22 protein-coding genes are annotated in these 20,234 nt (G+C 49.1%); 16 read left to right on the top strand and 6 right to left on the bottom strand.

All coding sequences use genetic code 11. The features are described from left to right. The first annotated feature begins 159 nt into the window (after positions 1-159). From GWC95_RS15080 to GWC95_RS15045, 8 genes are all read left to right on the top strand, one after another. Positions 160-1,347: a proline dehydrogenase family protein gene (locus tag GWC95_RS15080; protein WP_161819547.1), complete on the top strand. Its 1,188-nt coding sequence runs from the start codon at positions 160-162 to the stop codon at positions 1,345-1,347. A 183-nt stretch (positions 1,348-1,530) separates the two neighbouring features. Then, positions 1,531-2,325: a thymidylate synthase gene (locus tag GWC95_RS15075; RefSeq protein WP_161819546.1), complete on the top strand. Its 795-nt coding sequence runs from the start codon at positions 1,531-1,533 to the stop codon at positions 2,323-2,325. A 50-nt stretch (positions 2,326-2,375) separates the two neighbouring features. After that, positions 2,376-2,873 (top strand): dihydrofolate reductase, encoded by a 498-nt coding sequence (locus GWC95_RS15070; protein ID WP_161819545.1) that lies wholly within the window; start codon positions 2,376-2,378, stop codon positions 2,871-2,873. Positions 2,874-2,920: 47 nt separating this feature from the next. Beyond that, positions 2,921-3,379, top strand: a complete 459-nt coding sequence (locus GWC95_RS15065) for a hypothetical protein (RefSeq protein WP_161819544.1) — start codon at positions 2,921-2,923, stop codon at positions 3,377-3,379. Beyond that, complete coding sequence (locus tag GWC95_RS15060) at positions 3,380-4,177, top strand: O-methyltransferase (protein ID WP_161819543.1); 798 nt, start codon at positions 3,380-3,382, stop codon at positions 4,175-4,177. Between the two features lie 66 nt (positions 4,178-4,243). After that, positions 4,244-5,593, top strand: coding sequence for a methyltransferase RsmF C-terminal domain-like protein (locus GWC95_RS15055; protein ID WP_161819542.1), 1,350 nt, complete (start codon positions 4,244-4,246; stop codon positions 5,591-5,593). Positions 5,594-5,601: 8 nt separating this feature from the next. Further along, entirely contained in the window at positions 5,602-6,690 is a 1,089-nt protein-coding gene (locus GWC95_RS15050) for a LysM peptidoglycan-binding domain-containing protein (RefSeq protein WP_161819541.1), read from the top strand. A gap of 4 nt (positions 6,691-6,694) precedes the next feature. Then, positions 6,695-7,384: a thioredoxin domain-containing protein gene (locus GWC95_RS15045; protein WP_161819540.1), complete on the top strand. Its 690-nt coding sequence runs from the start codon at positions 6,695-6,697 to the stop codon at positions 7,382-7,384. 62 nt (positions 7,385-7,446) lie between these two features. On the opposite strand, the gene fmt is transcribed toward GWC95_RS15045, so the two are convergent. Beyond that, positions 7,447-8,388, bottom strand: a complete 942-nt coding sequence (gene fmt, locus GWC95_RS15040) for a methionyl-tRNA formyltransferase (RefSeq protein ID WP_237722170.1) — start codon at positions 8,386-8,388, stop codon at positions 7,447-7,449. A gap of 129 nt (positions 8,389-8,517) precedes the next feature. Beyond that, the gene (locus GWC95_RS15035) at positions 8,518-9,789 is read right to left on the bottom strand and encodes an exo-beta-N-acetylmuramidase NamZ family protein (protein WP_161819539.1); all 1,272 of its coding nucleotides are present in this window, start codon (positions 9,787-9,789) and stop codon (positions 8,518-8,520) included. Between the two features lie 185 nt (positions 9,790-9,974). Between GWC95_RS15035 and GWC95_RS15030 the strand changes: the two genes are divergently transcribed. Next, entirely contained in the window at positions 9,975-10,430 is a 456-nt protein-coding gene (locus GWC95_RS15030; protein WP_161819538.1) for an FKBP-type peptidyl-prolyl cis-trans isomerase, read from the top strand. Positions 10,431-10,513: 83 nt separating this feature from the next. Here GWC95_RS15030 and GWC95_RS15025 read toward each other — a convergent pair whose 3' ends face one another. Beyond that, positions 10,514-11,065: a hypothetical protein gene (locus GWC95_RS15025; RefSeq protein ID WP_161819537.1), complete on the bottom strand. Its 552-nt coding sequence runs from the start codon at positions 11,063-11,065 to the stop codon at positions 10,514-10,516. A 160-nt stretch (positions 11,066-11,225) separates the two neighbouring features. Here GWC95_RS15025 and pepT point away from each other — a divergent pair, with 160 nt between their 5' ends. The 4 genes from pepT (at position 11,226) to GWC95_RS15005 (ending at position 14,970) form a co-directional block, all read left to right on the top strand. Further along, positions 11,226-12,458, top strand: coding sequence for a peptidase T (gene pepT, locus GWC95_RS15020; RefSeq protein WP_161819536.1), 1,233 nt, complete (start codon positions 11,226-11,228; stop codon positions 12,456-12,458). 188 nt (positions 12,459-12,646) lie between these two features. Next, positions 12,647-13,585, top strand: a complete 939-nt coding sequence (locus GWC95_RS15015) for an SPFH domain-containing protein (RefSeq protein WP_237722169.1) — start codon at positions 12,647-12,649, stop codon at positions 13,583-13,585. 222 nt (positions 13,586-13,807) lie between these two features. After that, positions 13,808-14,488: a MotA/TolQ/ExbB proton channel family protein gene (locus tag GWC95_RS15010; RefSeq protein ID WP_161819535.1), complete on the top strand. Its 681-nt coding sequence runs from the start codon at positions 13,808-13,810 to the stop codon at positions 14,486-14,488. A gap of 77 nt (positions 14,489-14,565) precedes the next feature. Further along, entirely contained in the window at positions 14,566-14,970 is a 405-nt protein-coding gene (locus tag GWC95_RS15005) for an ExbD/TolR family protein (RefSeq protein WP_161819534.1), read from the top strand. A 66-nt stretch (positions 14,971-15,036) separates the two neighbouring features. Here GWC95_RS15005 and prmC read toward each other — a convergent pair whose 3' ends face one another. After that, a complete protein-coding gene (prmC, locus tag GWC95_RS15000; RefSeq protein ID WP_161819533.1) occupies positions 15,037-15,903 on the bottom strand; it encodes a peptide chain release factor N(5)-glutamine methyltransferase in 867 nt (288 codons plus the stop codon). Positions 15,904-15,947: 44 nt separating this feature from the next. Here prmC and ribD point away from each other — a divergent pair, with 44 nt between their 5' ends. The 3 genes from ribD to GWC95_RS14985 are packed head-to-tail and all read left to right on the top strand — an operon-like array spanning position 15,948 to position 18,524. Next, the gene (ribD, locus tag GWC95_RS14995) at positions 15,948-17,009 is read left to right on the top strand and encodes a bifunctional diaminohydroxyphosphoribosylaminopyrimidine deaminase/5-amino-6-(5-phosphoribosylamino)uracil reductase RibD (protein ID WP_262886306.1); all 1,062 of its coding nucleotides are present in this window, start codon (positions 15,948-15,950) and stop codon (positions 17,007-17,009) included. Positions 17,010-17,031: 22 nt separating this feature from the next. Beyond that, positions 17,032-17,922, top strand: coding sequence for an EamA family transporter (locus GWC95_RS14990; RefSeq protein WP_161819531.1), 891 nt, complete (start codon positions 17,032-17,034; stop codon positions 17,920-17,922). Continuing rightward, positions 17,919-18,524, top strand: coding sequence for an IMPACT family protein (locus GWC95_RS14985; protein ID WP_161819530.1), 606 nt, complete (start codon positions 17,919-17,921; stop codon positions 18,522-18,524). The genes GWC95_RS14990 and GWC95_RS14985 overlap by 4 nt, the downstream gene beginning before the upstream one ends. Before the next feature lies 1 nt (position 18,525). Here the strand turns inward: GWC95_RS14985 and GWC95_RS14980 are convergent, their stop codons facing one another. Both GWC95_RS14980 and GWC95_RS14975 read right to left on the bottom strand, forming a co-directional pair. Then, a complete protein-coding gene (locus GWC95_RS14980) occupies positions 18,526-19,284 on the bottom strand; it encodes a YdcF family protein (RefSeq protein ID WP_161819529.1) in 759 nt (252 codons plus the stop codon). 28 nt (positions 19,285-19,312) lie between these two features. Next, entirely contained in the window at positions 19,313-20,218 is a 906-nt protein-coding gene (locus tag GWC95_RS14975; RefSeq protein ID WP_161819528.1) for a 3-hydroxyacyl-CoA dehydrogenase family protein, read from the bottom strand. Positions 20,219-20,234 lie beyond the last annotated feature (16 nt).

Genomic DNA, 20,234 nt, shown 5'->3' with positions numbered 1-20,234 from the left:
GAAAGTAATGCGTTTGCGGCAGCCGCGCGCTGCCGGCTACCCGCTGCGGTTTTTTTTTATTGCACAAAAGATTTTAAAAAAACAGCCTTCAAAAGCCCGCGACCGGAAGCTCATTGCTCGCGGCTTCTTCCTATATTCGCACCACGAACATCCGTTAGCATGAATATTTCTTTCGACAACACTGAGAACGCATTTGCTTATAAATCAGATAAAGAACTGAAGAGCGCACGGTTCCTCTTCAGAACGATGGGATTTTCCTGGTTTGTTAAGATCGGTACGAGGTTGACCCCTTTTATCATGAAGACCGGCCTGCCCATTCACGGGCTGATACGCAAGACCATCTTTAAACAATTTGTGGGTGGCGAAACACTCGAAGAAACAAAGAACGTGGCTTCTGTATTGGGTAAATACGGTGTGGAAGCGATCCTCGATTATGGCGTGGAAGGGAAGGAAGGTGAAGAAAGCTTTGACCATGCAACAGGAGAGTTCATCCGCGTGATCAACTATGCGGCCACACAGGGCAACCTGCCCTTCATGAGCATCAAGGTAACGGGCTTCGCACGTTTTGCGTTGCTGCAGAAGCTGGATGAGGCGCCGCGCCTGCGCAGCGGAATTCATGACCATGAGGCGGAAACAGCCGAGTGGGACAGGGTACGCGAGCGGATGTACAGCATCTGCGAAGCAGCGGCGGAAAAGAACATCGGTGTGCTGGTGGATGCGGAAGAGAGCTGGATCCAGGATCCTGTTGACAGGCTCACGATGGAGATGATGGAGATCTTTAACAAAGACAGGGTGATCGTGTACAATACGATACAGTTGTACCGCCACGACCGCCTTCATTTTCTTAAACTCTCCCACCAGATCGCCAAACAGCAGGGCTTCCTGCTCGGTGTGAAACTGGTGCGAGGCGCGTATATGGAAAAAGAAAGGGCGCGTGCAGCGGAAAAAGGTTACGAGAGCCCGATCCAGAAAAACAAGGAAGCATCAGACAAGGATTACAATGAAGCAGTAGAATATTGCATCAACAACCTCGAACAGGTCTCCGTGATCGTTGCATCGCACAACGAAAAAAGCAACCTTCTCGCCGCGCGTTTGATGGATGAGAAGGGGTTGCCACACAACCATCCGCACGTACATTTTTCGCAGTTGTACGGGATGAGCGACAACATCACCTTCAACCTTGCCAAAGAAGGATTCAAGGTCAGCAAATACCTTCCGTTCGGTCCCATCCGCGACGTGATCCCTTACCTCATGCGCCGCGCCCAGGAAAACAGCAGTATGAGCGGGCAAACGGGCCGGGAACTCAGCCTCATCAACAAGGAACTGGAAAGGAGAGCAGGAAAATAAGATACCATAACACAAGCCGCCGGGTTAAACAGGAGCTGTGAATTTAAAAGTTCGAGGCCAATATCCTGCCCGGTCCAGTGCTTCCAGGTTGTACCGTTAAAGCAGCTTCCTCCTGATCCCATCAATATTCACAGGTTCTCCCCAATATTGCCATCATCAATGAATACGGTGTAATTTGCATGCATGCAGCAATACCAGCAATTACTCCGGCATATTTTAGAGAACGGCACACAGAAGACCGACCGTACGGGCACAGGTACCATCAGCTGTTTTGGATACCAGATGCGTTTTAATTTACAGAAAGGTTTCCCGATGGTGACCACGAAGAAACTGCATCTCAGGAGCATCGTTTACGAATTGCTCTGGTTTTTACAGGGCGATACGAACATCAAATACCTCAACGATCATAAAGTAAGTATATGGGACGAATGGGCCGATGAAAACGGCGAACTGGGCCCTGTATACGGGAAACAATGGCGCAGGTGGGAAGGTGCGGATGGAACCGTTACCGACCAGGTTACGGACCTCATCGCCCAGATTAAAAAAAATCCCGACAGCCGCCGCCTCATCGTGAGCGCATGGAACGTTGCAGAACTGCCCAGGATGGCATTGATGCCTTGCCATACCTTGTTCCAGTTCTATGTAGCCGACGGAAAACTCAGTTGCCAGCTTTACCAAAGAAGCGCAGATGTTTTCCTTGGCGTTCCTTTCAACATTGCATCGTATGCATTGCTGACGATGATGGTTGCACAGGTATGCGGATTGGAATACGGAGACTTTGTACACAGCTTTGGCGACGTGCACCTTTACAACAACCACATCGACCAGGCCCGCCTGCAACTCACGCGCGAGCCGTATCCCCTTCCCACCATGAAACTCAACCCCAACGTAAAAGATATTTTCAGTTTTCGTTTCGAAGATTTTACCCTGGAAAATTACGAACACCACCCCCCCATCAAAGCACCCGTGGCAGTATAATGAACCAAATTCCTAATTCTTAATTCCTAATTACTAATTCCTAATTAAAAATGGTTGTTTCTCTCATCGTTGCCGCATCCACAAACCATGTGATTGGAAAAAACAACCAGTTGTTGTGGAGTTTGCCCAACGACATGAAGTTTTTCAAAAACACAACATGGGCCATGCCTGTATTGATGGGAAGGAAGACATTCGAATCGCTTGGCAAACCCCTGCCCGGCCGGTTGAACATCGTGATCACGCGCCAGCAGGGATTGCAGCTCCCGGGCGCCACCGTTGTGCATTCGCTCGACGAAGCGCTGAAAGCCGCTGCAGCAGCGGATTACAAAGAATCGTTCGTGATTGGCGGCGGTGAGATTTTCAAAGAGGCGATGGAAACGGCTGATAAAATTTACCTCACCCGCGTAGATGCGGTGCTGGATGGCGATGCATTTTTCCCGGAGCTGGATCCATCAAAATGGAAAATGGTCTCCAATCAATCGCATCCGGCAGATGCAAAACACAAGTATGCCTACCATTTTCAACTGTGGGCCAGGAACAATAGCTAAGCCGAACCTGTTCCGAACCCCGTGTTCCTGTTCCGTCTAATTTACCTATGGAGTTTATTCATGTAGCATACAGCGTTACCGTTCCCATTTACCTTTTGTTGTTGTGGCTGGGTAAAGAACGCGTAAGGCGTTACAGCAGGAACGCCATCGCGGTGGCCAATCTTTTGTTGATCGGCCATGCCATTTTCCTGATTAGGCAGATGATCGGGTTTTACTACCTCGTAAAAGAGTTTGGACAGCTTCCACCTGCCGTAGACAGGCCGCTTGATCCCGCATCCATCCGTTTGTTGCTGCTCATGGTGCTGCCGTTTTTTGCACTCATCGGTTGGGTAAGGCGGAACGTGTTCTTTTGTTTGATCATGCTGTTCCTTTTGTACCATAACCAACCGCTCCATACCTGGAACACTTTTGATCTTTCTTTGAAGATTCCGTTTTACCTGAGCTTGTTTTGTTTTGTTTATGCGTTACTTTGGCTGCTGAAAAAATTACCTTTTCAATCGCGATAAATGTATTCACCTTTTCAACTGGGATTGCGTTACCTGAAATATTTTTTCACCGCCTCAAACGGAAAGGGGCATGGGATGCATTCGCCTTTTGTTTTTGAACTGATCACGAAGGTGATGAACGACAACAGGCATTTTTATGCCTACGAACAGGTTGAACAACTGCGCACTGCATTGCTCGGCGATGAAACAAAACTTACCATCGAAGATTTTGGCGCAGGCTCGCGTGTGAAGAAAAACAATGTGAGAAGCATCAAAGACATTGCCCATTCCTCTCTCAAACCAAAGAAATTCGGGCAGCTCCTGTTTCGCATCATTGCCCATTACCAACCATCGGTATTGTTGGAACTGGGCACCTCGCTTGGTATAACAACCTCGTACCTCGCTTCCGCAAAAGCGGATGCAAAAGTGGTTACGATGGAAGGCGCGAAAGAGGTGGCCGCCACCGCAAGAACGAATTTTGGCAAGCTATCCCTTCACAACATCGAACTGGTAGAAGGAAATTTTGATAAAACGCTTCCCGCAACCATCGAAAAATTAAAGCGTATCGATTTCGCCTTTGTAGACGGGAACCACCGTTACGAACCCACCGTTCGCTACTACCATTCCTTATTGCCTGCCATGCACGAACATTCCATCCTCATCTTCGACGATATCCATTGGAGCAAGGAAATGGAACAGGCATGGGAAGAAATAAAAAACGATAGCGCCGTAACACTGAGCATCGATCTTTTTTTCATCGGCCTCGTATTCTTCCGGAAAGAACAGAAAGTAAAGCAACATTTCACGATCAGGTTTTAGTAAACACCGGTTGGCGAAGATGCTGACCGCTGTTCGCCGTTCTGCGTATATAGCGTATTTTTGAAGATGCCGCTTCCACAAGAGTTATTGAGATCACTTGAGCATGTGAAAGGTTTCAGAAAGGAACCCTTTGAGCAGGTGCATGCTTCGGGTGAACAGGTTACGTCCGTGCGACTGAATCCCGATAAAGCCGTGGAGAACGACGAGTGGAACAAAACACCTGTGCCCTGGTGCCCGTATGGATACTACCTGTCGAGCCGCCCCTCTTTTACCCTGGACCCACTGTTCCATGCCGGTGCCTATTATGTTCAGGAAGCAAGCAGTATGTTTTTATGGCATGCACTGGGAGCATTGATTGGAAACGATACCTCGAAAAAAGTGCTCGATCTCTGTGCGGCGCCGGGCGGAAAAAGCACTTTACTGGCTTCGTATTTTACAGATGGATTGGTAGTGGCCAACGAAGTGATCAAATCCCGCGCAGCGGTATTGGTTGAGAACACCGGCAAATGGGGAAGCGACCAGGTGATCGTAACCAACAATGATCCTTCGCATTTCCGTGCGCTGCCCGGTTATTTTGATGTGATGGTGATCGATGCGCCCTGTAGCGGCAGCGGCCTTTTCCGCAAAGACCCCGGCGCAGTGAACGAATGGAGCGAGGGAAACGTGCAGCTCTGCAGCCAGCGCCAGCAAAGGATCCTGGCCGATGTGCTGCCCGCGTTAAAAGAAAACGGCATATTGATCTATTCAACCTGTTCTTATTCTGTTGAAGAAGACGAAGCGATCGCAGACTGGCTCGTAACGGCGATGAACATGGAGAACAGGAAGATCAACATTGATCCTTCCTGGCAGATTGTTGAAACGCAATCACCGGTTGCAAATGCGTATGGTTACCGTTTTTATCCCGACCGGGTAAAAGGAGAAGGGTTTTTCATTGCCGCGTTTCAGAAAAAAGAAGCGGCAGAGGAGTTGCGCACGAAGGAACAGGCATTAACGCAGTTGTCGAAACAGGAGTTGCAGCAATTGCAATCGTTCATAGAGCTCCCCGCAACATTTACAATGTTTAAGCAGGGAGAATCCATCCGTGCGATCCGTAAGCAATGGCTGCGCGAGCTGCAGGTACTGGCAAAATGTTTATACATAAAAAAAGCAGGTGTAGAGATCGGCTCCATTAAGGGCAGGGATGTGATACCCGCGCACGAACTGGCCCTGAGCGCACTGGCCAAAGGATTTTCAATCACCGGTCTTACAAAGGAACAGGCGCTTCAATACCTTCGCCGCAAAGAGATCAGTTTACCCGATGCGCAAAAAGGCTGGAACCTCGTGGGTTTTGGTGGATTGCCGCTGGGGTGGGTGAAAGTTTTACCCAACCGTGTCAATAATTATTATCCTGCCGAATGGAGAATTTTAAAAGAGTAAATTTGCGTATGGCTATTTTATCAAGCATTAAAAAATATACCTGGCTGCTTGCCTGTTTGTTCTCGCTCCAGGCGGCTGCGCAGGAAAAACTGTTCATAAAGGGCAAGGCCAACGACCGTTTTGTTGTGTACAAGGCAAACGGAAAGGAATCGCTGCAGGCAATCAGCAATGGCTTTGGTTTGTCGGTTAAAAAGATAGCCTCCTACAACAAGATCAACATCAATGCCGCAAAGCCTTTCCCGAAGGGTACGGAGATCAAGATCCCCGTTACAAAAGACAACCTCCTGCAACATGCCGGCGATAACACCGAACCTGTTGTACACGTGATCGGCAAAGGCGATAACCTGTTTAAAGTGAGCCAGGCCTACTACAAAGTGCCGCTTGCATCGATCCGCAGCTGGAACGGTTTGAAAAAAGATGTGGTGAAGAATGGCCAGCAGATCATTGTAGGATATATGGTGAATGCAAAACAAACCGCCGTTGCCGAAAAGAAAACAGAAACGAAAAAAGAAGAATCACAGGTTGTATTGAGCAACGATGCGCCGGTAACGGAAGCAAAACCGGAACCTAAGAAAAACAGCAATGCCGCTGTGGCCCTCAATCAAACAACGCCGCCCGCGGCCGATAAGATCTCCCCGGAACAAAAAAACACACCTGTACCGATACCTGTAAAGAACGATGTGACCGCAGATCCGCCGGTTGCTGAAAAAAAGGAAAAACCTGCGGAGAAAAAAGCAGTGGTTGAAGCCAATACAGACTATGTTCCCAAAGAAGGCGATGAAGGTTTCTTTGCGGCGGGTTATGCCGATCATCCCAAAGAGAAAACCCAGCAGTTCCGTTCGGGGGATGCAGCTGTGTTTAAAACCATCAGTGGGTGGACCGACAGGAAGTTCTATGTACTGATGAATGATGTTGAACCCAAAACGATCGTACGCATCACCGGCACGGCCAACAAAAGCATCTGCGCAATGGTACTGGGGCCGCTGCAGGAAACAAAAGGCGCCGGTGGTCTGTTGCTGCGCCTGAGCAACTCTGCGGCATCCGCATTGGGTTTAACAGGTGAGAAATTTACCGTTACCGTTACTTATTTTGAATAGTGTTATGAAAAAGAACCTTGCGTGTTTCGTGTTTCTCCTGCTGCTGGGTACAACAGCGCTGCATGCGCAGGAAAACATTCCTGCTTCCGATTTTGAAAAAAAGATCAACAACGAAAAACCGCAACTGCTGGATGTTCGCACGGCAAACGAGTTCAAATCGGGCCATCTCAAAAATGCATTGCAGGCTGATTGGTTGAAGAAAGATGAGTTTGCAGACCGCATCAAATACCTCGATAAAACAAAACCGGTGCTTGTTTACTGCGCCTCCGGTGTACGCAGCGATGCTGCCGCGAAATGGATGCGCGACAATGGGTTTACGAGCGTTCAGAACCTCAAAGGAGGCATCAACGCCTGGAAAATGGAAGGCAAACCCATTGATGCGCCTGCTGCTTCCGTACAATTGACGCTGGAGAAATTCCACGAAATTACTGCCGCGCCGGGCGTTACGCTGGTGGACTTTGGTGCAGAATGGTGCCCGCCGTGCAGGCAGATGCAACCCGTGCTCAAAAAACTGCAGGCCGAGCTTGCGGGTAAATTCAAACTCGCGCAGATCAATGCAGACAATGCCACGGATGTGATGAAGGACCAGAAGATCGAACTGATCCCCACGTTTATTATTTACAGGAATGGAAAAGAAGTATGGCGCAAACAAGGTGTAGTGGAAGCCGATGAATTGAAGCGGAAGCTATTGTAACATGCCTGCGCTTGCCATGGAGCGTTTGCAGTTGCGTGGTATCGGCGTGTTCTCAAAACATGCTATCGCGCATTAAGGTGATACCCTCTTAAAAAATCTGCTGCAAGCATTCTTTTTTTTCCTTCCAGTTGCAGATCCAGCACATGAACGTACCCGTCTGTACACGCAAATTTCAAAAATGTTTTTCCATCCGATAACAGCTTGCCTGCCGGGTGATGGTGTGATGCAATTTCTTTTTTGCTCCTGTATACTTTCAGGATCTTTCCATCAAGCGAGGTAAGTGCCCCGGGAAAAGGAGAGAGCCCGCGGATGAAATTGTGGATCTTTTCTGCGGGCTGGTTCCAGTTGATTTGGCAGGTTTCTGTAAATATTTTAGGCGCATGCTTAAGTTCAGAAGTTGCTTGCATGATCGACGCCTGCGCTGTTTCTTCTGCATTGCCGTTCGATAGTCGTTTTACCGTTTCTACCAGCAGGCCGGCCCCGATCAGTTTCATGCGGTCGTGCACTTCTCCTGTTGTTTCATCATCACCGATGGGGAAACTTTGCTGTAACAAAATATCGCCGGTATCAATTTCGTGTTTGAGTTTGAAGGTGGTAACGCCTGTTTCTTTCTCTCCATTGATCACCGCCCAATGAATAGGCGCCGCGCCGCGGTATTGCGGGAGCAGGGAGCCATGCAGGTTAACCGTTCCCAACGGTGGCATGTTCCACACGATCTCCGGAAGCATACGGAAGGCAACAACGATCTGCAGATCTGCCTGCAATGCGCGCAGCTGTTCGATGAACGCAGGGTCCTTTAATTTTTCGGGCTGAAGAATGTTGAGGTTCTTTTCAACCGCATATTTTTTGACCGCGCTTTCCGTCAGCTTCATGCCGCGCCCCGCAGGTTTATCAGGCGCCGTAACCACACCAACAACCTGGAAGCCCGCATTTACCAGCGCATCCAGGGATGCAACGGCAAAATCAGGCGTGCCCATGAAAACGATGCGTAGATTTTTTTGCATGGAACGAAGATAGGAAATGCAATTACCAATTAGGAATTAGGAATTAGTAATTAGTAATTGTTAGTGGTTGTTAGTGGTTGATTGTTGTTGTTGATCTTTAATTCCTAATTCCTAATTTCTAATTCCTAATTATTCAAAGTCTTGGTAAAACAAATACTTTTTCCTTATTGCCTTAAATGCATCCAGCCTGGGTTGCCAGCTTGCGCGGATCTCTTGTTCGGTTTTGCCGGCTTTTAGCTGGGCCATCAGTTCGTTTCCGCCGGCGAGGAGGTTGAAAAAAGATTTATCCGGGTTGCCGCTCTTAGGAAGCGTGAAGAATTTTTCTTTGTCAGGAAACGCTTTGTAGGCGTTGATCAGGATATCGATACTCAGTTTTCCCTGGACACCTTTGCCAGACATATACTGCGCATAAAGATCCATTCCATTGCATTCCTGTCCCTTTAGTTTGGGCTCTTTGGCACCATCGCGGCTGGTGGGTGTGAAAGAGAACGGGTACAGGTTTTTTGGTAAGGATGGATGCCCGAAAATGGCGAAGGGGTGGTCCGTTCCGCGCCCCTCGCTCAACACCGTTCCTTCAAAGAAACAGGTGCTTGCATACCAGTATACACAGGCCTCATCAGGCAGGTTGGGAGAGGGTTTGATGGGCAGCTTGTACCTGCTCCTGTGCGTATAGTTCGCGCATTTGATGACCTGGAAATGAAAGGCAGTGTCTTTTGAATTGGCCGCACGTTTGTAGTAATCGTGTTTTTCATTCGCCTTTGGCGACAACCATTTTTCGCCTGCGATCATCATGGCATACTCAGCTACGGTCATGCCGTACACAACCGGAACGGGCTGCATGCCCACAAAACTTTTATAGGCTGTATCGAGAACCGGGCCATCTACGTAAAAACCGTTGGGGTTGGGACGGTCGAGGATCATGAGCGGTTTGCTGTTTTCAAAAGCGGCCTCCATGAATTCCTGGAGCGAGGAAATAAAAGTGTAGAACCGGGTTCCCACATCCTGGATATCGAATAAAAGAACATCTACATCGGCGAGGTCTTCGGGTGTTGGCTTTCTTTTTTTACCGTACAGGGAAATAACAGGAATGCCGGTGGATGGATCGTTGTAATTCTCCACTTTTTCACCCGCATCGGCCGTTCCGCGAAAGCCATGTTCGGGGCCGAATGCCTTGGTGATCTTGAGTCCCAGCGAAAGCAATGTATCAACCAGGTGCCTGTTGCCAATGGTGGCGGTATGATTGGCAAAAATGCCGATCCGTTTGCCTTTCAGCAGGGGCACGTATACATTGGTGCGGTAGGCGGCGGGTAAAGGCGTGGCGGTGGACTGGGCAGGTGTGGCAGGTGGAAAAAAGAAGGCAAGACACAGGCCTGCGACCAATGCGGGCATCATTTTATTCATAAGAAAGCATTGAGGGCGAAAGTTAATCAAAAATACTTGCCTGTTCTTGATTTAGGATTGTACTTTTGCCGTTTCGGGCAGCTGTTCATATAGCAGGTTCCTGTTCTGCAGCCGAAGTGTGCGACGCAACGAAAGCTGAAAAGAGAACAAGAGCCGGGCTCCCCATTATTCATAAAAAAGTAAACATGCAACAAGTAAAAAAAGGTGATACGGTTAAGATCCACTATCACGGCAAATTGACAGACGGTACAACCTTCGATTCATCTGAAGGCCGCGAACCACTTGAGTTTGAAGTAGGCAGTGGTATGGTCATCCCAGGCTTCGATGCCGGCGTAACCGGAATGGCCGCTGGTGAGAAAAAAACCATTCACATACCTGCAGACGAAGCGTACGGGCCTAAACAGGAAGAGATGATCATGGAGTTTCCGAAAGACAAATTCCCTGCAGACATGACTCCTGAAGTGGGCATGCAGTTGAACATGAGCAATGGACAGGGACAAAATTTTCCTGTTGTGATCGTTGCCGTAAAAGACGAAGCCGTTGTGCTCGATGCCAACCACCCGCTTGCCGGCGAAGACCTGATCTTCGACCTCGAACTGGTGGAGATCTCCGGTAGCAAGCCGTTGATCATTATGCCTTAAACCTTTCTGGCATCAGTAAACCCATATTGAAAAAGCCCGGTGAATTTCGCCGGGCTTTTTGTTTGATACGATCTGCTGAAACGCTATTTTCTTCCGAGCCAATACCCCAGCCACAATCCACACAGTCCCCAGCTTGCCAATGCATCTACCAGGTGTGCCTTTGTATCGAAGGTCTGGTACCAGATATGGGTTGTGTAAGGAACATTGATGAATACGATGAGGCCGGTGAAAATACAGGCCAGGAAAATAGTTCCGAAACCGGCGCGGTTCGATTTAGCGAGGATCCAGCAAAGCAGCCATACCATAATGACAGTGGTAACATATCCCCGCCCCATGTTCATGTACATTTGGTTATTGTCTGCATTCAGCGACCGGTGGTATTGTATGGATGCCCATGGTTTGCCCACGGAGGCTTCCATCTTCGCCCTGGTCTCATCCATAGACGCGCCTTTTGGGGCCATCGGCATCAGGTAACCGCCTTCGGTAAGCGTTGCATTGAGAACGGCCATGATGCTGTCTTGCTTCGGTGTATAATCCTGCGCCGGCCGGTGCAGGTCGAGAACGGTCCACGAAAGCGTTTGCCATAAAAAGATCAGCAGGCCACCAACGATAGATCCTAATAAAGCTCTTTTCATAAGGGGAGTTTTGATTGCATACAAAATAGAAAATGGTTCCGGGATTTGCAAGTGCGCAAGCAGGTTTGTTGTTTACCTGTTAATTGGTACGGAGATATTGTATTTTTATAAAAGATTCTGAATGAAGCAACCATCAGCGATAAACCAATAAAACATAAGAATGACCGTTGTAGAAAGATTCATGCGTTATGTGCAGATCGATACTCAGAGTGATCCGCAGAGCAATACACACCCAAGTACCGCGAAACAAAAACAGCTCTCGCAATTGCTTGCCTCCGAGTTGCTGGCGATGGGCCTTGCAGACGCGCACGCAGATGCGTTCGGATACGTGTACGCAACCATTCCTTCCAATACAAACAAAAAGGTTCCGGTGATCTGCTTCTGCAGTCATGTGGATACGGCGCCGGATTGCAGCGGCACGCATGTAAAACCCATCCTGTACATGGATTACAATGGTAACGATATTGTGTTGCCCGATGATCCTTCGCAGGTCATCTCCATGAAAGATTATCCTTATCTCAAAGAACACATTGGCAACAGCATCATTACGGCGAGCGGGTTAACATTGCTTGGCGCTGATGATAAGGCCGGGGTTGCAGAGATCATGTCGCTCGCCGACCATCTCACCAAACACCCCGAAGTAAAACACGGCACGATCAAGATATTGTTTACACCCGACGAAGAAGTGGGTAAAGGAACCGCGAAGCTGGACCTGCGAAAGCTGGGCGCCGATTTTGCCTACACGCTGGATGGCGGGGAGCTGGGCACTTTCGAAGATGAAACGTTCAGCGCAGACGGCGTGGTGATCACCATCAACGGCGTGATCGCGCACCCGGGTTATGCAAAAAACAAACTTGTGAACGCCCTGAAAATTGCGGGGGAAATTTTAGCCGCATTGCCGGGGAATGAATGGTCGCCGGAAACAACAGATGGCAAACAGGGTTTTGTTCACCCGCTGCACATGGAAGGGCTCGCTGAAAAAGCCACGCTCGAATTCATCATCCGCGATTTTGATACGAAGCAACTGGCGGTACACGAACAAAAGCTGAAAAAAATCGCGGAGACCGTACTTGCCAGGTACCCCAGGGCCACGATGCAGTTTGAGGTGCAGGAGCAATACCGGAATATGAAAGAAGTGCTTGACCGGTACCCGCACATAGCGCAACACGCGGCTACCGCTTATGAACGCGTTGGCCTTTCTGTAACCAGGGAACCGATACGTGGCGGCACAGATGGCAGCCGCCTGAGTTTTATGGGACTGCCCTGCCCGAATCTTTTTACCGGCATGCAGGCCATACACAGCAAACACGAATGGATAGGGGCGCGCGACATGGAGAAAGCCGTTTCCATGCTCGTTGCACTGGTTGGGGTGTGGGAAGAAGCCGGGAATTGAACGGCGGTAACAAGGAACCGGGAAACTTAGTAGGATGCAGCGCATTATGGTTTGGTTGGATGGCTATGCATTCCGGGATCATCATACGTGAACATGGTTGTGCTGCGCGAACGTGATCCGTTGCAGGTGTAATATTTTAAACATTCTCGCTACTAACCGTTACATTCATATCACTAAAACGACTGACCATGAATTTCATGAACATACTTGCCCAATACTGGTGGGTGCTGGTGGGCGTCATCATTGTTTTCAGCGGGCTTGTTACCGTTAACCAGGGAACCATCGCGGTGATCACCATGTTTGGTAAATACCGCCGCATCCTGCGACCGGGATTGAGTTTTAAGCTGCCGATCGTTGAACAGGTTTTTAAAACCGTGAGCATCCAGAACCGCTCTGTAGAGCTCGAGTTCCAGGCCGTTACGCTCGACCAGGCCAATGTATATTTCAAAAGCATGTTGCTGTATTCTGTGCTTAACCAGGAAGAAGAAACGGTTAAGAATGTGGCATTTAAATTCATCAGCGATAAAGACCTGATGCAGGCGCTGATCAGAACGGTAGAAGGCAGCATCCGTGGTTTTGTGGCAACAAAAAGACAGGCCGAAATATTGGTGCTGCGCAGGGAGATCGTGGAGTTTGTGAAAGAGCAGATCGACCAGTCGCTCGAAAGCTGGGGCTACCATTTGCAGGATCTTCAGATCAACGATATTACATTCGATCAGCAGATCATGGACAGCATGAGCAAGGTTGTTGCCAGCAATAACCTGAAGGCTGCTGCTGAAAACGAAGGACAGGCATTGCTTATTACCAAAACAAAAGCGGCGGAGGCGGAAGGCAACGCCATCAAGATCTCTGCAAACGCAGAAAAAGAAGCCGCGCGTTTGCGTGGGCAGGGTGTTGCCCTCTTCCGCGAGGAAGTGGCCAAGGGTATGAGCCAGGCCGCCGAACAAATGAAACAGGCAAACCTGGATACAAACGTGATCCTCTTCAGCATGTGGACCGAAGCCATCAAAAACTTCGCAGAAGTGGGCAAAGGCAATGTTATCTTTCTCGATGGAAGCCCGGAAGGCATGGAAAACAACATGCGCCAGATCATGGCCATGGTGAAGATGAAAGAGGCGGGCAAATAGTGAAACGGTACTTTTCGGATACGAACGGATTAAAAAAACGCTGTAACGGCGTTTTTTTAATTTCCGGCGGCTTCGTAACCATCCCCGGACGCAAGCACACGGCGCACGGCATCCCCAATGTGTAAAAGCTTTCCTAAAACACAAGCCCGTAACAATTTTATTCACAACAATGCTGTTCTTTCGTAGAAGAAGTAATTTTAGCCTTACCTAAACTGTTAAGCAATGTTCGATCTGCTCCAGATAGACACTTTACAAAAAGCGGTGGCCATGCCGGCTGCTGCTGAGAAGATATCGCTTTGGTCGCTCCTCGAAAAAGGGGGATGGATCATGTATCCCCTGTACCTTTTGCTGATCGCTGCTATTTTTGTGTTCATCGAGCGTTTACTGGCCATCCGCAAAGCTTCGCGCATCGATCCCAATTTCATGAACATCATCCGTGACAACATTGTTACGGGGAACGTAACCGCAGCAAGAAGTCTTGCAAAAAACACAAACAACCCTGTTGCGCGCATGATCGACAAAGGCATCCAGCGCATCGGGAAACCGATCGATGCCATCGAAAAAAGCATGGAGAACGTGGGCAAGCTGGAGATGTACAACATGGAAAAAAACCTTTCCATCCTTTCACTCATTGCGGGTATTGCACCTATGTTCGGGTTTTTGGGAACCATCATCGGGATGATCCAGTTGTTTTACGGGATCGCCAGTTCAGGACAGTTCACACTCAATGACATCGCCGGCGGTATCTATGTAAAAATGATCACTTCCGGAACGGGGCTGATCATTGGCCTGCTCGCATACATCGGCCACAATGCACTCACAACACAGATCGATAAAACAGCCAATAAAATGGAATCGGCAAGTGCGGAGTTTATCGATATTCTGCAAGAACCAACACGATAATTAGGAATTGGTAATTAGGAATTAGGAATTATTTGATGGGTGGGATTGTGATTTTTGTTTTTTAATTTTTTGGTGAAATGAATATAAGGAAACGGTTAAAAAGTCATCCTGAGGTACACACGGGCGCGTTGAACGATATCCTGTTCATCCTGCTGTTGTTCTTCCTGATCGTTTCTACCCTCGCCAACCCCAATGTGATCAAAGTCTCGAACCCGAAAGCGAAGAGCGATACCAAATCAAAACAAACGGTGGTGATCACGGTTGACAAGGACCAGAACCTTTATCTCGCACAAAAGAAAATTGCCATCGATCAACTCGAAACAGAGCTCAAGACCTATCTCGATAAAGAAACCGATAAACCTTCCGTTGTGATCAACGGCGATAGCACCTCCCATCTCGGCACCGCCATCCGCGTAATGCAGGTGATCAAAAAACTGGGCGCAACACCTGTGATGGCCGTTGACAACGGCGGACAACGGTAGCGCTGCAACCTCTTTACCGGCTATTGTTGTTTAAAGGGCTGGCGTTGATGTTTACTGATTGCAATGTTACCTGTTTGCAGGAGTGCGTAACATGACCATCCTGTCTTTGCCCTGGAGGTCTTTTTTAACAACAGCTGCGAAACCATTTTGCTCAAACAGTTGCCTGGTTTCTTCGCCCAGCGCTTCATTGATCTCAAGGAACACCATTCCTTTTTCGGCCAGGTGTTTTTTAGCAAACGCCGCGATGCGGCGGTAGAACAACAGCGGATCGTTGTCGGGAACAAACAACGCGATCGCGGGCTCGAATGCAAGCACGTTTTGCGACATCTCCTTCTCTTCCGATTGTTTGATGTAAGGAGGATTGCTGGTGATGATATCAAACACGGGCAACGCATCCCATGTTGCTTCGTTTAAAAAATCGAGTTGGATGAAATTTACTTCTGCAGAGAGGGCGGCGGCATTTTTTTTGGCCACCTGTAACGCTTCTTCACTTATATCCACTGCAGTAACCGAGACCGCCGGATTTTTTTTCTTTATTGAAATGGGGATACAGCCGCTTCCCGTTCCGATATCGAGGAGGTTTTGATTTTGATGTAATGATCGACCGATCTCTTCCGCGACCCATTCAACGAGTTCTTCCGTTTCAGGGCGCGGGATCAAAACATGCTCGTTCACAAAAAAACGGTAGCCCGAAAACCAGGCCTCACCAAGCACGTACTGCACGGGTCTATGGGTGGCCAGCTGCTGAAGGAGGGAGGTGAGTTGCGCTTGCTGCGCGGCTGGCAGCTTTTCCTGCTTGTTCATCAAACGGTCTATCCTTCTTTGGCCGGTCACATGTTCAAGTACCCAGTCGGCTATGTTGGCAGATTCCCGCTCGCTGTACAGCAGCCGCAGCTGCGAAACGGTATGTTGTTGGGCCTGCTGGATGGTCATGCTGCAATGTTAAGCACCATTTGGCTATTTTTGCCAATTCTGTTATGCTTCCAACCGACGAATCTTTCATGCATCGTTGTCTGTACCTCGCCCGGCAGGGCGCGGGTCATGTTGCGCCCAACCCGATGGTTGGGGCGGTTCTTGTGCACAACGGCATCATCATTGGCGAGGGTTATCACCAGGAATATGGCAAGGCGCATGCGGAAGTGAACTGTATTGCCTCTGTTGCAGGTAAAGATGTTCCGCTTATTCCTTCGTCAACCCTGTATGTTTCGCTGGAACCCTGCGCGCATTTCGGGAAGACACCGCCCTGCAGCGACCTGATCATCCATCACCGGATACCAAAGGTGGTAATCGGTTGCCGCGACCCCTTCCCGGAAGTGAATGGGAAAGGAGTGGAGAAATTGAAAAAAGCAGGTGTTGAAGTAGTGACCGGCGTGCTTGAGCATGATTGTATTGCCTTAAACAAACGTTTCTTTACGTCTGTGGTGCAAAAGCGCCCCTACATCATTTTGAAATGGGCGCAGACGGCAGACGGGAAAATTTCGGGCGGCACGGGCCAGCGGTTGCTCATCACGGGGGAACGGGCCAATCGCATCGTGCACCAATGGCGGAGCGAAGAGGCTGCGATATTGGTGGGAACAAATACCGCGTTGCTCGATGACCCATCTTTAACCAACCGCCTGTGGAGCGGGAAAAATCCAACACGCCTGGTGCTTGATCTGTCGCTTAGACTGCCGCATCATTTGCGGTTGTTCGACAGGTCGGTAAAGACCATCGTGTTCAACAGCACGACGAATAAAGAGAACGGTGATCTCATCTATCAAAAGATCGATGCCTCAAACCATATGGTGAACGAAATAGTGAAGGCGGCACACCAGCACCGATTGCAGAGCCTGTTGGTGGAAGGTGGAACAAAACTGCTGCAATCCTTTATCGACGCGGGTTTGTGGGATGAGGCACGCATTATAACAAACCCATCCCTGCATGCCGGGCAGGGATTGCCTGCACCTTTGCTGCAGCACGCAGAAATGACAAAAGAAGAAAATGCGGGAACGGATGTCGTAAAGTATTTTGTGAGAACATCCGCACAAGCAAACCCATAAACCAACACGAATCAACCAGAACATGCTTTATCTCATAGGCAGCATCATACTAACCAGTTACCTGACACTTGCCTTCAAGGCATGCGAAAAATACAAGGTGAGCATTTTCCAGGCGATCGTTTTTAATTACATCACCTGTGTGATCACGGGTTCTTTTGTGAACGGCGGTTTTCCCATCAACAGCGAAGCCATCGCTACTCCGTGGTTCAAATGGGCCTGCGTGATGGGTGTGCTCTTTGTTTCCATTTTTAACGTGGTTGGATTGACCGCGCAGAAGATCGGTGTTGCGGTGGCTTCGGTTGCCAATAAGTTATCGCTCATCATACCCGTTGTGTTATCCGTTTACCTCTACGGAGAAACTGTGCAGGGCTGGAAGCTTGCGGGCGTGGTACTTGCGCTGGCGGCAGTTGTACTTACCTGCTACCAGGGAAAACAACAGGAGCGTAAGATGGAGCCATCCGGGAGAAAATGGGAATATGCGTTGCCGGTTATCCTGTTTATCGGCAGCGGGCTGCTCGATGGGCTCATCAATCACGTACAAAAAAAATACGTGAACGAAGAGAACAGCAATGCATACCTCATCAGTGGTTTTTTATCTGCTGCAACGATCGGTTTTACCTTGCTGCTGGTACAATACGCGAGGAAAAAACAGGCCTTCGCATTTAAGAACGTTCTGGCGGGAATATTGATCGGCATCCCGAATTATTTTTCGATCTGGTGCCTGGTAAGGTTCTTGAAACAAAGCCCATGGGAGAGCAGCGCCAGTATTCCTGTTAACAACATGGGCATCGTGTTGTTCAGCTCGGTGGTTGCATGGTTGTTGTTCAGGGAGCGTTTGTCAAGGATCAACTGGCTGGGAATTGTATTGTCGCTTGTTGCCATTTATTTAATTGCTTTTGGAGATAAATTATGAGTGAGCCCGATTACTATCAAACGATAGACAAAACAGCTTTTGCGGAGTACAAAGACCGTGGCAGCAAATTTATTGCGTATGCATTTCCTGTGTTGTCGGTGGATGATTTCAAACAGTGTGTTCTCCGGTTGAAGAAAGAACATCCCAAAGCAAACCACCATTGTTTCGCCTACCGTTTGGGATGGGATGGAAATACCTTCCGCGTAAGCGACGATGGTGAGCCTTCGGGTACAGCGGGCAGGCCCATACTCGGGCAGATAGACAGCAAAGCGCTTACCAATACCGCTGTAATCGTGGTCCGTTATTTCGGCGGCACCCTGCTTGGCGTTCCGGGTTTGATACAGGCATACAAATCAGCGGCGGCCATGGTATTGCAGCTGGTACCGGTTGTTCAGAAACCCATTGAAGTGATGTTTGAACTGCAGTTCGATTATACGTTGATGAATGAGGTCATGATGATCGTGAAACAATATGGCTGCAGTGTGGCGGCACAGGAAATGCAGTTGTTCTGCCTGCTGAAGATCGGCGTTCCCAAAGCGAGGCTGCAGGAGGTGATGTACAAACTGGAAGAGATCCATTCACTCACCATCCATACATTGTAGTTCAGGCTTTGCCCGTGAGCCTGTATACATTGATGCCTACGAATTCTTTCATCATTGTTGTCCATTCGTACAGCAACGTGATATCTGGCAGTAAGGTGTTTTGAAGCGTAGGCTTTTGTGCAACCACTTTGTAATCGCAGGGGTAAGCTATACAATCCAATCCCGCCTTCTTAAAGCACCGCATCGATCTGGGCATGTGAAAGGCAGAAGTGACCAGCACCAGCGGCTGTTTAAAATGCATCGAGTCGCTGACCTGTTTTGAGAAAACGGCATTTTCGTACGTGTTGCGCGATCGTGTTTCGAGGATGATGGCCGAATCATGCACCCCGTTTTCTATGAACTGTTCGCGCAGGAACAGTGCTTCCGGCGGCACCTCTTTATCGAGCGTTCCATTACCACCGCTGATGATGATCTTTTTGATGATGCCACGGTGGTAAAGATTGGCGGTCTGGATAAACCGGTCGCCATTGTTTCCTATATAACCATGATTGTATTTATCAATTCCCGAAAGTCCGCCGAGAATGATCCCTGCATCGTATACGTTTCCGTCAGCGATCCGTACACGCGGCGCCTGCCACCAAAGTACAACCGACCGGTGTAAAAACGGGTTGGTGAATACGACAACTACCGTGATCACGACAACGGTGAGCCGTTTTTTCAGTTTCTGGTTTTTGGTGCGCCAGATCCATAACAACAGCAGCAGTACCCATGTGATGGGCACGATAAGGAAATAAAGGATCTTGGAGAGAACGAAAAACATAAGCGTTGGTTGCCCTTAAAAATAGCGATTACAACGCAGATCCGCTGAACCGTTTACTCACAACCAGCTCTTTGCTTCCCGCCGTGTAGGTATAAAAACCTTCGCCCGATTTAACGCCCAGTTTGCCGGCGGTTACCATATTAACCAGCAATGGGCAAGGTGCATATTTCGGGTTGCCGAAACCATTGTGTAATACGTTGAGGATACTCAGGCAAACATCGAGGCCGATGAAATCTGCCAACTGCAGGGGGCCCATCGGGTGGGCCATGCCAAGCTTCATCACCGTATCAATGGCTTCTACGCCGGCAACGCCTTCGTATAAACTGCAGATCGCTTCGTTGATCATCGGCATCAATATGCGGTTGGCGATGAAGCCGGGGTAGTCGTTCACCACGCAGGGCATTTTCCCCAGTTGTTGGCTGAGGGCAACGATCTTTTCCGTTACCTCTGCCTGGGTTGCGTAACCATTGATGATCTCTACAAGCTTCATCACCGGCACGGGGTTCATAAAGTGCATGCCGATCACCAACCCGGGGCGTTTGGTGGCCGCGGCGATCCTGGTAATGGAAATAGAGGAAGTATTGCTCGCCAGTATTGCGCCCGCAGGGGCGATGCCGTCGAGCTGGCTGAATATTTTCAGTTTGAGGTCGATGTTTTCCGTTGCTGCCTCCACCACGAGGTCTGCGCCGCCGGCGCCTTTGGTGAGATCTGTTTCGGTTGAAAGATTGGCCAGCGCCTGTTGTTTCTGCTCTGCGGTTAACGCGCCTTTCGATACCTGCCGCTCGAGGTTTTTATCGATGGTCTGTACTGCTTTTTCAAGCTGTGTGGCATTTACATCCACCAGTATTACCCTGAACCCATGCTGCGCAAACACATGCGCAATTCCATTACCCATTGTACCGGCGCCGATGACCGTGATGTTTTGTAGTGACATAACCTTGTTTGAAGCG

Source organism: Sediminibacterium roseum (genome assembly GCF_009939005.1).
In the GTDB taxonomy this organism is placed as follows: Bacteria; Bacteroidota; Bacteroidia; order Chitinophagales; family Chitinophagaceae; genus Sediminibacterium; species Sediminibacterium roseum.
This window is presented reverse-complemented; position numbering and strand designations above follow the sequence as displayed.